The sequence below is a fragment of the Nostoc sp. S13 genome, assembly GCF_029379315.1.
GTDB lineage: Bacteria > Cyanobacteriota > Cyanobacteriia > Cyanobacteriales > Nostocaceae > Nostoc.
Genome location: NZ_JAQYWQ010000059.1, coordinates 25,945 through 41,279, shown reverse-complemented (window position 1 = coordinate 41,279; position 15,335 = coordinate 25,945). Strand labels below are relative to the sequence as shown.

At 41.8% G+C, this 15,335-nt stretch carries 9 protein-coding genes; 7 read left to right on the top strand and 2 right to left on the bottom strand.

What is annotated here, in order from left to right; genetic code table 11:
• The 4 genes from PUQ00_RS18565 to PUQ00_RS18550 form a co-directional block, all read left to right on the top strand.
• Positions 1 to 195 (top strand): hypothetical protein (locus PUQ00_RS18565; RefSeq protein WP_300419282.1); only part of this gene is annotated, 195 nt, incomplete at its 5' end.
• Between the two features lie 684 nt (positions 196 to 879).
• Entirely contained in the window at positions 880 to 1,968 is a 1,089-nt protein-coding gene (locus PUQ00_RS18560; RefSeq protein WP_300419280.1) for a HoxN/HupN/NixA family nickel/cobalt transporter, read from the top strand.
• 284 nt (positions 1,969 to 2,252) lie between these two features.
• Positions 2,253 to 3,095, top strand: a complete 843-nt coding sequence (locus PUQ00_RS18555) for a GNAT family N-acetyltransferase (RefSeq protein ID WP_300419279.1) — start codon at positions 2,253 to 2,255, stop codon at positions 3,093 to 3,095.
• A gap of 185 nt (positions 3,096 to 3,280) precedes the next feature.
• Positions 3,281 to 3,958 (top strand): ATP-dependent Zn protease, encoded by a 678-nt coding sequence (locus tag PUQ00_RS18550; RefSeq protein WP_300419277.1) that lies wholly within the window; start codon positions 3,281 to 3,283, stop codon positions 3,956 to 3,958.
• Positions 3,959 to 4,136: 178 nt separating this feature from the next.
• Here PUQ00_RS18550 and PUQ00_RS18545 read toward each other — a convergent pair whose 3' ends face one another.
• The gene (locus tag PUQ00_RS18545) at positions 4,137 to 4,337 is read right to left on the bottom strand and encodes a heavy-metal-associated domain-containing protein (protein WP_300419275.1); all 201 of its coding nucleotides are present in this window, start codon (positions 4,335 to 4,337) and stop codon (positions 4,137 to 4,139) included.
• Positions 4,338 to 4,583: 246 nt separating this feature from the next.
• On the opposite strand from PUQ00_RS18545, the gene alaS reads away from it, so the two are divergent.
• Both alaS and PUQ00_RS18535 read left to right on the top strand, forming a co-directional pair.
• Positions 4,584 to 7,226 (top strand): alanine--tRNA ligase, encoded by a 2,643-nt coding sequence (gene alaS / locus PUQ00_RS18540; RefSeq protein WP_300419273.1) that lies wholly within the window; start codon positions 4,584 to 4,586, stop codon positions 7,224 to 7,226.
• Between the two features lie 487 nt (positions 7,227 to 7,713).
• Positions 7,714 to 10,224 carry a BsuBI/PstI family type II restriction endonuclease gene (locus PUQ00_RS18535; protein WP_300419286.1) on the top strand — a complete coding sequence of 837 codons (2,511 nt, stop codon included), beginning with the start codon at positions 7,714 to 7,716 and terminating at the stop codon, positions 10,222 to 10,224.
• Between the two features lie 160 nt (positions 10,225 to 10,384).
• Here PUQ00_RS18535 and PUQ00_RS18530 read toward each other — a convergent pair whose 3' ends face one another.
• Entirely contained in the window at positions 10,385 to 12,229 is a 1,845-nt protein-coding gene (locus tag PUQ00_RS18530) for a tetratricopeptide repeat protein (RefSeq protein WP_300419272.1), read from the bottom strand.
• A gap of 590 nt (positions 12,230 to 12,819) precedes the next feature.
• Here PUQ00_RS18530 and PUQ00_RS18525 point away from each other — a divergent pair.
• On the top strand, positions 12,820 to 15,216 hold the full coding sequence (locus PUQ00_RS18525; protein ID WP_300419271.1) for an FAD-dependent oxidoreductase: 2,397 nt from the start codon (positions 12,820 to 12,822) through the stop codon (positions 15,214 to 15,216).
• Positions 15,217 to 15,335: the final 119 nt, after the last annotated feature.

The following is a 15,335-nucleotide window of genomic DNA, read 5'->3' as shown; positions in this document are numbered from 1 at the left end:
TCAAACCCTCATTTCCTCGTACAGCCAGATGGCGATCGCTCCTCCCGTGCAAATCCTTGTAACTCTCTTCTGGTAAGCTTTCATGATTCGCGGATGAGTCTAATATACGTAGGGTGCGTTACGCCAAAGGCTAACGCACCACCTCTGATTCCAGGTGCGTTACGCTACGCAATAACACACCCTACATATACTTAGAGGCTATTTATAAAGTAAATATTAAGTAGGGTGTGTTACGGCTATGCAAGAATTTGGGAGTTCGAGAGAGTGAGAAGTAGCCGTAACGCACCATGTTTCTCGGTGCGTTAAGCGTTGCTATAACGCACCCTACAATTTAAGGTTTACTTTATAAATCATCTCTTAGATTTTTTCACAAATCAAATCGGATTGCTATATCTGTTTCTCTTTCAATAAAATGATTCTTTTTTAGATGTCAAAAAAATATACTTTCTGCTTAGAGAGCCAGTAAGCTCGTGCTTGACTTAACAAAATTCACCTGTTGCCTAATAGATAAACATAATAATTGTTAATAAGTGGTAATATTTTAGATAAAATTTTTTCTGTTCATCCAAATTGCCACTACCCATTTTTGATAATAACTCAAAATATATTATGAAGAAGTTTCTTTAGTCCTATTTATAAAGATTTCAGCCTGCCAATGCTGCTCACTGTTATGAAGTATGACCAACTAGTCACGCTTTTGACATGACTTTGCAATACCTTTGTCATTTATATAGGTTTTACTTAACCTTACGTCGATGTAAATGTAAGTAATTTTGATGAATGAAACCTCTATAGGCTGGCTCAGTATCCTGGTACGGCTCATACAGAGTCTGATTCGTTTTTCACCTTGTCAAAATATGCCTTTATAAGGAGTGATAAATGCTATCCAGATTTTCGCGTGTTTTCAACGATAGTTCCAGAAACGTTAAACGTAAAGTTATTAACATCTATGCGTTCCTGATTAGCGTGAATATTTTAATCTGGGTAGTTGCCCTGATTGCATTCCATCGCTACCCCCTTCTGCTTGGCACTGCTGTATTAGCTTATAGCTTTGGTCTACGTCATGCTGTAGATGCCGATCACATCGCCGCGATCGACAATGTTACCCGTAAATTGATGCAGGAGAACAAACGACCTGTTGCTGTTGGGTTTTTCTTCTCTCTAGGTCATTCTACCGTTGTAATTTTCGCCTCTGTGGCGATCGCTTTAACCACTACAACCATTCATAACAACTTTCCCAGTTTTGAAAAGGTTGGGGGGCTAATTAGCAGTATCGTTTCTGCACTTTTCCTACTAGTAATTGCAGCAATCAATATGGTGGTGCTGTGGGATGTTTATAAGACCTTCCAAACCGTCAAGCGGGGAGGAATCTATGACGAGCAATCCTTAGATGAATTTTTGAACCAACGCGGGCTACTCGGTCGCATCTTCCGTCCTTTGTTTCGGTTGATAGATAGTAGCTGGCAAATGTTTCCTTTAGGTTTCCTTTTTGGTTTAGGCTTCGATACGGCGACAGAGGTAGCACTGCTGGGGATTTCTGCGAATCAAGCAGCTAAAGGTCTGCCCATCTGGTCGATCCTATTGTTTCCAGCTTTGTTCACCGCAGGTATGTCCCTGATTGACACCACTGACGGCATTTTAATGCTTGGGGCTTATGGCTGGGCTTACGTAAAACCAATCCGCAAACTCTACTACAACATGACCATCACCCTTGTTTCTGTACTAGTTGCTGTGGTTATTGGCGGAATTGAGGCTCTAAACATTATTGGTGATCAGTTACAACTGAAAAGTCCGTTTTGGGATTTTATTAGTAAATTAGGTGATAACTTTGGCACAATTGGTTACTTAATCATTGGCATCTTTATATTCAGTTGGTTACTTTCGACCATCATCTATAAAGTCAATAAGTATGATGATTTGGAAGTCACTAGTGCTACAACTGCTAAACACGGGAGGAATAAGCATTGAGTCTGTATGCGCTAGATGAAAGTTGTGCATTCTAACAGCTTTTATCGGAGTAAATCTTGCTCACAGAGCTTTTGAACGAGTATTCCAGTGATTTTATATCCAAACAAATTTAATTCGCGGCTATATAAACAAAGTCCGCCTACGCGGACTAAAAAAGAAGATATTTAAACTAGATTTGGTATTAAACACTTACTACGAGAGATCAGTATAAAAATATTAAGAGTTATCACTGGGTTTGCGAAAGCGAAGTTAAATAGTTAACAGCCTGAGAGTAAGAAGATATTATGATCACTGACAACTTGATCGTCCGCACAATGAACAGGTCGGAAATTGATTTGGCGATTACTTGGGCAGCAAGCGAAGGTTGGAATCCAGGAAGGTATGATGCTGAATCTTGTTATCAAACTGACGAGAATGGTTTTTTATTGGGCGAGTTGAATGGTGAGCCGGTGGGGTGCATTTCTGTTGTTGCTTACGATGCACACTTCGGCTTTCTAAGTTTTTACATTGTGAAACCCCAGTTTCGTGGGCAGGGGTTGGGTATAAAAATTTGGAAGACAGCAATGGACTATCTAGGTGCTCGTAACATCGGTTTGGATGGTGCACTAGCTCAACAAGATAACTACAAAAAGTCTGGTTTCCAAATCGCTTATAACCATATTCGTTATGAAGGGGTGGGTGGCGGTGTTATGCCTGCTGCGATCGTGGAACTGAAAACAGTGCCTTTTCAAGAGTTGGTGGCTTATGATCGCCAACTTTTTCCTTCTAAGCGTTCACTGTTTCTGCGACATTGGATTGAACAGCCAGAAAGTACTGCTTTCGGGTTTCTCAAAAATGGATATCTTGTTGGTTACGGAGTTATCCGGTCTGCCCATAGAGGTTTTCGGATTGGGCCACTGTTTGCTAATGACGAACAGATTGCTGAAGCATTATTTCAAGCCTTGCTTGCACAAAATCCTCATGCTCCAGTGTTTTTGGATGTGCCGGATACAAATCTACAAGCGATTGACCTAGTTCAACGTTACCAATTGCAGCCAGTCTCTCAAACTGCTCGGATGTACAATAAAGAAATTCCTAGTTTACCTATTAATCGTGTTTTTGCTGTGACAAGTTTGGAACTAGGTTAGAAACGCACAAACAACGTGTTTAGACCCCTAATATACAATCCGACTGTGAGCGCGTGAGTTTTTCTATTAGTCCGCGTGCGTCAAACTTGATAAATTTTAACAAGTGCTGCGATCGCAAGTACCAGTTTGTCGTAGAGATTGCCCCATAATAAAGAAAGATTAAGCAGATTCTCAGAAAACTCTCAATGAGCCAGACTAACCTAAATTTAGTTGCAATATCTATCTTTCTTATCACCCTATCAGTACTGGTGGGGCCATTCTTCAACTTATCACCGGCAGTACCAGCGATCGCTACCTTCACCATTTTAGGCATAGCTACATTAGATAGTTTTAGCTGGCAAGGCAAGGGTGGTACTATCTTTTTAGATTGGATTGCTGGTTTTTCAAGTCAACACCGCGATCGTATCGTTCACCACGAAGCGGGCCATTTCTTGGTTGCTTACCTATTGGGTATTCCCGTTACTGGCTACACACTCAGCGCTTGGGAAGCTTGGAAACAGGGGCAACCTGGGCAAGGCGGCGTTAGCTTTGATGATCGCGAATTAGCATCTCAACTACAAGTGGGTAAAATCAGTGCCCAAATGCTAGAGCGCTACTGCACTGTTTGGATGGCGGGTATTGCTGCTGAAACCCTAGTTTTTAGTAATGCTGAGGGTGGATTTGATGATAAAAATAAGCTGGTAGGAGTCTTGACAATTTTGGGCTTTTCTGAATCAGTTTATCAGCAGAAACGGCGGTTTCATACCCTCCAGGCAAAAACCCTACTGCAAGAAAATTGGTCTAGCTATGAGGCTTTAGTTAATGCCATGCGACAACGCGCTTCCTTAGAAGATTGTCATGCTGCGTTAGGAGTGGGGAGTTAGAGACGCGATTAATCGCGTCTGTACAGTCTGTTAGAGACGCGATTAATCGCGTCTGTGAAGAATTATCTTGCTTGCCCTCTAGTTTCCGCTTTTTCCACGGGCGGAAATAATAAAAAAAATTTTGTTAGCGTCGCCTAAGATATTAAAATCTAAACTTCTGTGAAAAGCTAGAATCAGATCAATAACCTTGAACAGTGTAACCAGCAGCAACAATTACCTGTTTGATTGACTCCTCAGAAGCTGCGGATTCTACCGTGACAGTTTTAGCGTTAACATCGACATCCACCTTGGCTTCAGGTTCCATAACGTGGATAGACTCAGTAATTGTTTCTGCACATCCCTCACAAGCAATATTTAATACTTTTAGTTTTAGTGCCATTTGTTACCTCAATATGAAAATTTTCAATTATTTCTTCAGGATTAATCCTAATCATCAAAATGCGAACGTGCATCCTGCCAAAGTAAGGTAATGGTGTAAAAGCATCCTAATCACTGCATATAGCTCATCGACTGGCACAATTCGCTGGCAGTAATATGAAACAAAATGCAAGAATATATAAAGCTATTTATGAAAATACACCTAGTGCTGCTACGCCCAAGTCTTAAAGTCTAAAGTTAAAAACCCATGTCTTCAAATCCCCACTACCTAAGCGGTAACGAAATTCGCAACATATTTCTCGACTTCTTTGCCCAACGGGATCACCAAATTCTCCCAAGTGCCTCCCTCGTGCCAGAAGACCCAACCGTGCTGCTGACGATCGCGGGGATGTTACCATTTAAGCCAATATTCTTGGGGCAGCGCACAGCAGAATTTAAGCGGGCTACGACTTCGCAAAAGTGTATCCGCACCAACGACATCGAAAATGTCGGACGCACCAAACGGCATCAAACGTTTTTTGAGATGCTGGGCAATTTTAGCTTTGGTGATTATTTTAAAGAACAAGCGATCGCTTGGGGTTGGGAAATCTCTACACAAGTCTTTGGCTTTTCCCCCCAAAATCTTGTAGTCAGCGTTTTTGAAGATGATGATGAAGCCTTTGGAATTTGGCGCGATCAAATCGGTGTGCCGATAGCGAGAATTAAACGCTTGGGCGAAGATGATAACTTTTGGGTATCTGGGCCGACTGGGCCTTGTGGGCCTTGTTCAGAAATTTATTACGACTTCCACCCAGAACGCGGTGACGAAAATATAGATTTAGAAGACGATTCCCGGTTCATCGAGTTTTACAACCTCGTGTTCATGCAATATAACCGGGATGCGTCAGGCAATTTAACGCCACTGCAAAACAAGAACATTGACACCGGCATGGGTTTGGATAGAATGGCGCAAATCCTCCAAAAAGTACCCAATAACTACGAAAGTGACCTAATTTTCCCAATTATCCAAACAGCAGGGCAAATTGCTGGTATTGATTACCACAAAAGTGATGAAAAAACAAAAACTTCCCTAAAAGTCATTGGTGATCACGTTCGTGCTGTCGTCCACATGATCGCCGATGAAATTCGTGCCTCCAACGTGGGACGGGGTTATGTGCTGCGGCGATTAATTCGGCGGGTGGTGCGTCATGGGCGATTAATTGGCATTGATGGCGAATTTATTAACCAAGTTGCCGAAACTGCGATCGCTCTTTCGGAATCAGCTTACCCCAATGTACGGCAACGGGAAGCAGCAATTAAAGCCGAATTGCAACGCGAAGAATCCAATTTCCTCACCACTCTCGACAGAGGCGAAAAACTGCTGGAAGAAATCGTCCAAGAACTGAAACAGCAAGGAAACACCCAAATTAGCGGAAAAAGTGCCTTTAAACTCTACGACACCTACGGTTTCCCACTCGAACTAACTCAGGAAATTGCTGCTGAGAATGATCTCACAGTTGATGCTGAGGAATTTGAGGCAGAAATGGAAATCCAAAAAGGACGTGGTAGAGATGCACACGAAACCATCGACTTAACTGTGCAAGGTTCCCTCGACAAACTAGCAGAACACATCCAAGTCACCGAGTTTTTAGGCTATACCCAACCTGCTACGACGGCGAAAGTCGAAGCGATTTTGGTAGAAGGTGTTTCCCAAGAGGAAGCAGAAGCAGGGACACAGGTACAAATAGTCCTTGACAAAACGCCATTTTATGCTGAATCTGGGGGACAAATCGGCGATCGCGGTTATATCTCTGGTGATGGTATCGTTGTTCGAGTCGAAGACGTGAAGAAAGAATCGGATTTCTTTGTTCACTTCGGACGCATCGAACGCGGTACAGTGCGCGTAGGCGATCATGTTACAGCCCAAATTGATCCGACTTGTCGGCGTCGCGCCCAAGCTAACCATACCGCAACCCACCTGTTGCAAGCGGCGTTGAAGAAAATTGTTGATGATGGCATATCTCAAGCTGGTTCCCTGGTTTCCTTTGACAGGTTGCGCTTTGACTTTAACTGTCCGCGTGCGTTGACAGCAGAAGAAGTTCAACAAATTGAGGAACAGGTAAACACTTGGATTGCCCAAGCACATGCTGCGAAAGTGGAAGTATTACCTTTAGCAGAGGCGAAAGCTAGGGGTGCTGTTGCCATGTTCGGCGAAAAATACGGTGAAGAAGTGCGCGTGATTGACTTTCCTAGCGTATCAATGGAATTGTGCGGCGGAACTCATGTCAGTAATACTGCTGAAATTGGCGTGTTCAAGATTATCTCAGAAGCTGGAGTGGCTTCTGGGGTGCGGCGCATTGAAGCTGTTTCGGGGCCAGCAATACTGGATTATCTCGATCTTCGGGATAAAATAGTTAAGGATTTGAGCGATCGCTTTAAAGTTAAACCCGAAGAATTACCAGACAGAATCACAAGTCTGCAAAGTGAACTCAGAACCAGCCAGAAGGAACTGGAAACCTTGAAGGTACAGTTAGCGATCGCCAAATCTGACAGCTTGCTGCAAACAGCCGAAACTGTCGGCGATTATAAAATTATTGTCGCTCAATTACAAGATGTTGATCCAGAATCATTGAAAACCGCAGCCGAACGCTTACTGCAAAAAATCGGTAACGGTGCAGTGGTACTGGGTTCTGTTCCCGAAGCAGGGAAAGTTAGTATAGTTGCAGCTTTTAGTTCTGAAGTGAACAAAAAAGGCTTGCAAGCTGGTAAATTTGTGGGTGCGATCGCTAAAATCTGTGGTGGCGGTGGCGGTGGAAGACCGAACTTAGCCCAAGCAGGCGGACGCGATGCGAGTAAATTGCCAGATGCGTTGGAACAAGCGGAAAGTGAGTTAAAGTCCGCGTTAGGTTAATCATGTTTGTGACTCTTCAAATCCTATTTGATTTGTGAGAATCGCAACCCGCAGATCCCCGACTTCTTTGAAAAGTCGGGGCAAGTTTACTCATGACTAGTATTAACACCACTGTCTTGAGTTTAACCATTAGACATCTGGTGAAATTAAATATGCGTTATCTAGAACTCTTGTAGAGACGCGAAATTTCGCATCTCTACATTCTTTTTCGGAGATGTCTATTAAGTTTTACCCACTTGATAAGACTCTTATTTTCTTAACTTCACACCAATGCCACCCCAGAAGATTGGATAATTTATTTGTTGTCAGTCCCCAACGCGATCGCCAACCTGGTCTGCTTTAGCATCAGGATGCCGTAAAGTTGTTGTAAACTTGATCGCAATTAAGAAGACAGACCGTGATCGTCCCATCAAGCAGTAGAGCGTTTGTAGTAAGTCATAACAGTAGTTTAGAGTTTACCAGCCTCGCAAAACTATCAAGTAGAAACTTGCTTGCAGAAGTGGATCTTCGTCGGGCTGTAGTGAGTTTAAAGCTAAGGCAAGACAAAAAAGGGTCAATGGGTCAATTTTTGACCCCCGTCTCAATAGCAGAATTGATGGCTGGGATGTTTAATAGGCTGGATTTGCCTGAAATATCCTTGCTTGATGCTGGAGCGGGAATCGGTTCATTACTAGCCGCTTTTGTGGCAAAAGTATGCCAACATCGACAACACACGTCAAGTTTGCGCGTTGTAGCCTATGAAATTGACCCTTTTCTAATTCGATATTTGCATCAGACTCTAGAGCTATGTGAGAGGGAATGTCAACGTGTGGGTATTTCCTTCAATTACGAAATTCGTGAGATTGATTTTATTGAAGATGCAGTCAGGCTGCTTCAGGTTGGTTTATTGAATAGTGCGATGCCTACGGCGGTAAACTACGCAACAGAATTTACCCATGCTATCCTCAACCCGCCTTATTTAAAAATCAATGCTCATTCCAAAGTGCGCGAATTGCTGCGTTCCATCGGTTTGGAGACTAGCAATCTTTATACTGGTTTTATGGCTGCTACAGCGCAACTTCTAAAACCAAGTGGGGAGTTTGTCGCGATTACCCCGCGCAGTTTTTGCAATGGGCCTTATTTCCGTGACTTCCGCAAGATGTTTTTACAGATGATGGCTTTAGAGCAAGTACATCTTTTTGAGTCACGGCAAGAAGCATTTAGTGACGATGATGTTCTACAGGAAACTATCATCATCCAAGCAACAAAACAAAAGCAAAACTTTAGCAACGTCATCATCAATACCAGTTCTGGTGCTAATGATGACTTGATTATGTCACACTCTGTACCATATTCGGAGTTAGTTCACCCCGATGATTTAGAGCAGTTTTTTTATATTATTCCAGATAATATTAGCCAGCAAATCGTTCAAAGAATGGAACTTTTTACCTGTACGTTGAAAGATTTAGGGCTAACAGTTTCAACCGGACGGGTAGTAGATTTCCGAGCAAAAGATTATTTAAGGACAAATTCAGAAAACAATACAGTTCCTTTAATTTATCCGGTGAATTTATCGAATGGATATGTAGAGTACCCAAAAATAACTAAAAAACCCCAAGCGATAGTGCATATAGAAGAAACAGCGAATCTTCTAATACCAAATGAGCATTATGTCCTATCTAAAAGATTCTCATCGAAAGAAGAGAAAAGGCGTATTGTTGCAGTAGTTTATGATGCCAACCAATTTAATTATGCCTATGTCGGCTTTGAAAATCACTTGAATTACTTTCACAAAGATGGGCGTGGACTTAGCCTTACCTTGGCTCGTGGGCTTGCTGTTTATCTCAATTCAACTTTAGTTGATGCTTTTTTTCGGTTGTTCAATGGGCATACTCAGGTCAATGCAACAGATTTGCGAAAATTAAATTATCCTAATTTGTCACAGCTATTGTTGTTAGGGACAGGGATTAAAGAGCAGTTTCCTTCTTTGCGGGAAATTGATGAACTTATAGAAAATCAGCTACTGAGTATGTCGAATCTGTCAGAAAATAATCCAATTGCAACTAAGTCTCGAATTGATGAAGCGCTGCAAATTTTGACACAATTGGGCTTTCCCCGGGCACAACTTAACGAAAGGTCAGCTTTAACTCTCTTGGCGTTGCTTGATTTAAAACCGACAGACTCTTGGCAATTAGCCACTTCCCCGTTGATGGGAATTACGCCAATGATGGACTTTATGGCTCAACATTATGGCAAAACCTATAAGCCTAACACACGAGAAACAGTTCGCCGTCAGACAGTGCATCAGTTTCTGGATGCAGCTTTGATAGTTGCTAATCCAGATGATTTAAGCCGCCCTATCAACAGTCCCAAAACTGTATATCAAATTGAAAACAGTGCGCTAGAACTATTACGAACCTACGGTACTGACGAATGGAAAAAGAGCATCCGCACTTACCTTACTTCAGTTGAAACTCTTAAAAAGCAATATGCTCAAGAGCGCGAAATGTCCCGTATTCCGATAGTAATTAACGGAGAAATTAAAACTTTATCACCAGGTGGTCAGAATATTCTGATTGAAAAAATTATTAATGATTTTGCCCCTCGTTTTACTCCTGGTGGAAAGCTCGTCTATGTTGGCGATACAGATGAAAAGTTCGCCCACTTCGATGAAGTAATATTGGCAGATTTGGGCGTTAACATCGATTCCCACGGCAAAATGCCAGATGTGATCATTCACTTCACAACAAATAACTGGTTGGTGCTGATTGAAGCTGTAACCTCACATGGGCCAATTAATCCTAAACGGAAGAAGGAACTTAAAGTTTTATTTAGAGGTGTCCAAATACCTCTGGTGATGGTAACTACATTTCTCAGTCGTAAGGCAATGGTGGCATATCTGGCGGAGATTGCTTGGGAAACAGATGTTTGGGTTGCTGAAGATGCAACTCACTTGATTCATTTCAATGGTGAATATCTATTGCAAGCTTACCAAAGAGAAAAGAACCAAACTTCCTGAATATATGAAAATACGCTTGGTGTTAGTGATATTTTGCCCCGGAAGATCCCCCCAACCCCCCTTTTTAAGGGGGGCTTAATTCACTACTTTTGCTCTTGAAGTCGCTGAACAGCAAAGCTACGATACTTGGGAGCATTTTAACCGGAATCAAATTAATTTCCTACATATCTTGTTTGTATTCTTCTAGCAATTGCGGAATGTAATCATATCCATCTACACCAATAACTGCAATAATTTTAGGACGATGTTGCTGTAAGAACTTTTGGAAAGCTTCTGCCCCTATTTGTCCTTGTAAAATTGTCAGTAACCCTGCCGGTTGACGCCACTCACGAGAAGCTATTTGCTCTAAAAGATACATTCCCAAGCAGCCTGTGTAAACAGTTTTTTCGGAATTTTGGAGATGATAATAAGCTTCTGCTAAATAAGCTAAGTTGCGCCCTTGGAGATACAAATCGCCAGAAACTTGCGCTGTTTTAAAGCCATCTTCGAGATATTTAATTGCCGTTTGGTGTTGTCCAATTACTAAATAGGCTATTCCTAAGCTACTGACACATAAAGCTTTACTTTGAATATCGCCTAATTTTTCTGATAATTTTAAACCTTGTTCCAAATAGTTAATTGCGGCTTCATAGGTTTCTGGTTCTAGGTTTTCCAGTTCCTGAGCTTGCATGACTTCGCTGTAACCTAAATTTACTAGCGCGTTGGCTTCTCCTGTTCTATCGCCAGCTTGCCGACTTAGTATTAATGCTCGTTGACTATAGTTAATTGCCTCAGCATAATTTTGCTGTTGCACGTAGGTACGGCTGAGGTGATTGAGATTGGCAATTTCACAGGGGCGATCGCCTGCATTTCTGGCTATCTCTAGCGCCTGATGATGAAAATCAAGCGATCGCTGGTATTGTCCCAAAGCACGCTGAGAATAACCTAAAAGGGTCAAAATTCGCGCCTTCTCCTGGGTTCCCTCACCTCGTCGCAGTGGTTCATCCAAATAATCTAGGGCATCTCGCAAATAAGTGCCAGTAAAAGAGGCAAAAATCCCGCCGTAAAAGGGAAAATACGGACGCTGGGCAAAGGTACGCAAAATCTGGAGCATGATTTGAGAACAGGCTTCGCTGTATACTGTCCCAATGCTGACAAAACCACTTGCTAACTGACTCCAAATCACTGCAAAGGTCAAAAAAGTGGAAATGGACAACTTTGGCCCCGCTTTAACATCGTAAGCTTGTTGGTCAAACCAGTTAATTAGTCCCCGTTGCAAGTACTGTAAAATTAATGCCATTTCCACCCAATCTCTGAGGGTGATGCCCCGTTGTCGCTCGGCAAACTCAATTGCAGATTCTTCCATAGCCAAGGTGCGAAGCAGTGCTTGGGGTAACTCACTATTGAGTTGTTTAGCCCAACTTGCCCAAGGGCCACGTTCTCCCGGTACGCCACCAAATCCCAAAGATTCTTTTTGGTCGTACATCCAACTGAGCAAGTTGTCTTGCAATCGCTGCCAAGAAGCTAAACCACGGGTAATACCTTCAGAAAATTGTTCTAAATCAGAATCTACTTGAGCAAATTGCTGTAATGCTTTTGATAACTGCTGTAGCTGTTGCAAATTTAGCGGATACTTCTGATTAGGGTCAGTAACCCTGATAAATGCCGCCAGACGCTCGTCAGCAGGGGCTGTGGTAATTTCTGTAACTGCGGAGGCGATCGCTTCTGTAGCTTTGTTTTGCTCTTGCCAGCGTTGCCATTGACTTTGAATGGTCTTAATCGCTCTCAAACTCCGAGTCGCCTTGGCTGTCTTGAGTTCGTCTTTTTCGCTATCTATTTGGCTTTGGAGGGCATTCAGGCGATCGCTCAAAGCTAGCTCAAACACTTCCCCTGTACCGGAAGTGATTCCTTTAAGCAGCATTTGATACACCATATCAACAGAGCTAATTTTGCCCTTGAGGGTGGTTTCGACAATTTCATCGATTAAGGCAAGATAGCGATCGCGCAATGGCAGAGAGTCTGGCACTTTGGCTACTAGAAAACGTCACGTCAATTCTAATTCTAGTCTTGACTGCCAATTTTAGATTTTAGATTTTAGATTAAAGAACAAAGAATTATTTGGTTCATGCTCCGTACTCATAGTGGGCGGAATAAATCCTCTCATCCAAAATCCTCGCATGGACATGCCTCTTCCCTCATAGTGGGCGGAATAAATCCTCTCATCCAAAATTGATTGACAGAGGTGGAGGAGTGGGGAAAATGTTTGGAATTTTGAATGCGTGAATTTTGAATTATTAACAGCCCTTCATTTGAACTGGGAAATGCAATTTGCCGAAATCAGCTGATTCTTGCTCATTTACCCTTGGTTCTTGATGGGCTTTCGTGTGAGCGCGACTACTCGCGCTCTCCAGCCTCAAGGGCTAGTAAGGTTATATCCATATTTTTCATGTTAATAAATATACTTTTAAAATCTTCTATAAGTAATGTTTGTAACAAATGCCAAATGCTAATAAGTTCTTAACCCTACGCCAACTCCCAAAGTCGCCGATTTAATATCATTAATGGGCAAGTTAATGCATTTATTTTGTACTGTAAAAAAAATCGAGAGAACCTTTAATGAGCAACCTATTGCCGAACAATGATATGAACATTTTAGTAATTGGGGCGGGAGTAAGTGGCCTAACAACCGCTATATGTCTAAGAGAGGCAGGTTTTAGTGTTGTGATTGTTGCAGATCGTTTTGCCCCAGATTTAACCTCTATTGTGGCAGGTGCATTGTGGGAATGGCCACCGGCAGTTTGTGGTAGTCATGGTGCTCCCAGATCCCTGGAACGCTCTAAAGAGTGGTGTATGACTACCTATAATAAATTCAAGAAAATACACGCAGAGTTTGGGCCAGAAGAAACAGGACTTTATTTGAGGGATGCGTATTTCTATTTCAAGGATGTTTTGGAAAATCGACCTGATGACCTTCGCAAAATGAATGAGTTGAAGGATAAGGTTGATGGATTTGAAAGAGGCTTACAGATTGTCAAAGAAACGATTGATTTGAATTTTAAAGGAGGTATAAAAGATGCTTATAAACACATGGCTCCGATGACAAACACCGATGTCTACATGAAGTGGTTACTTCAATACGTAAAGGATATTGGATGTGAGATTATCCAGGAAAAAATCACTGTCAATGTGGTTCAAAATGAACAGGAACTACTTCGTCGTTTTAATGCAAAGGCAATTGTTAACTGTGCTGGACTAGGTTCGATCGCAACTACAGGGGATACTTCCATGTATCCTTTGAGGGGCGCACTTGTCAGGGTTAAGAATCTGGGGAAAGTTGTAACAGACGCTCATTGTATTTCCCACGAACAATCTTCTTCAAATGAGCAAGACATCGTTTACATAGTTCCTAGAGGCGATGATTTGGTGGTCTTAGGAGGATTAACACAGCAAGACCAATGGGATACAAACCTATCTCTTGAAGTTCCAATTATCCGACAGATGTATGATGGCTGTTTGGAGTTTCTACAGGAATTAAGAGAACTCCCACTAGATGAGACGGAGCCTGTTAGGACTGGTTTACGACCATTAACAGAGGAAAATGTTTGTGTGGAAAGGGTTTTAAATACACACGTATTTTATAATTATGGACATGGAGGGTCAGGAGTAACTTTGTCATGGGGGTGTTCACAGGAAATTCTCCAGTTTGTACAAGAAATGCTCCGCGAGGAGGCAAATCCAGTTGCCTTTTCTAGTAGTAAGATAGATGGCAATAAGCAGACTGTCTTTGTACTATATGATATGATTGCCAGCCAAACTGATTTTAGGCATATCCGAGGTAATAGAAATCTGGTTTTACTTTGTAGTAGGCAAGGACTCAGTAAGATTATACCATCCCAGTATCAGCACTTGGATCTTGTGCGGATTGTAGAACCTTATAATTTCCAAAATCTGCTCCAAACCTATCAACAGATTAAGACTGATTATAAACTTTTGGATCACGACTGTCGGATTGTCACCAATGATCAGTATTCGGTACTGTTAGCTGCACAGTTGCGTGAAGCTCTAAATCTGGTAGGCGATCGCCCAATAATGATCCGCCAGTTTACCGATAAAAGTTATCTCAAATCTGCCCTCAAAAATTCCCTGATTCGGGTGCCAAAATATCTGATTTTTGCTCAAGACCAATACCGGAAAGAGCCAGTTTTATACTTAAACTTTGTTCTACAAGAACTAGGTAATCACATCTTTATCAAACCAGTTATCGCAGCAGGAAGTGAAAAAACTAGAAGAATTCATAGTGTTGATGATTTGAAAGCCTGTTGTGACACCAATATAGATTCAAATGAAGAATTTGAATTCAATGAATTCATTAAAGGTCAACTATACAATACAAGTGTTGTCATCAAAAATGGTCAACCTTGTTATTTTGCTGCTTGCAAGCACTATCGACCTAATGATGAGTTCATTTATGGTCATCAAATCGGCAATATTATTGTTAGAGAAGAAGATCCAGAATTTCATAAACTTTGGCAATTTTCAAGTGAAACGTTACAAAGTTTAGAACATGGGTATCCCCAAAATGGTGTACTCAATATTGATTTCTTTCTACAAGAAGGTAGCGAAGAACCGATTCTGATGGAAGTAGCTGCACGCACCCCTGGAGAGCTTGTATCGAGAATGTTTTATATCTATCAGGGGGTACGTCTAAACGAGTTACATCTGCAATTACAGATTGGTGATTCCCCTGAAATCATTCTCAAGGATCGGAATGAGTGGAAGTACAGCGCTTACTCGATTCATCCAAAGAAGGACGGTGTTGTTACAGCAATTGAGAAGCCAATTCTCGAAAGTGATGTGGAAGTTTATTGGCAGATTTATTTGGGACAGAGATTAAAAGCATCACAAAGTATGAGGGATGTTGCCATTGGGATTATTTTGAGCCATTATAACTTTTCAACCCTTCAAGGGGATTATGAGGTAGCCAATTCTACCAATTTCTACAATATTGATTAAATTGGAGAATTGCAACAGTTACTTTGCCGAGTCAGCGTAATTTGCTTTTATCTATATGTTTTAATTTTAAACTATTTAGATAATTGCTTCGTTTTCAGTAAGACATAACTAATAATCAG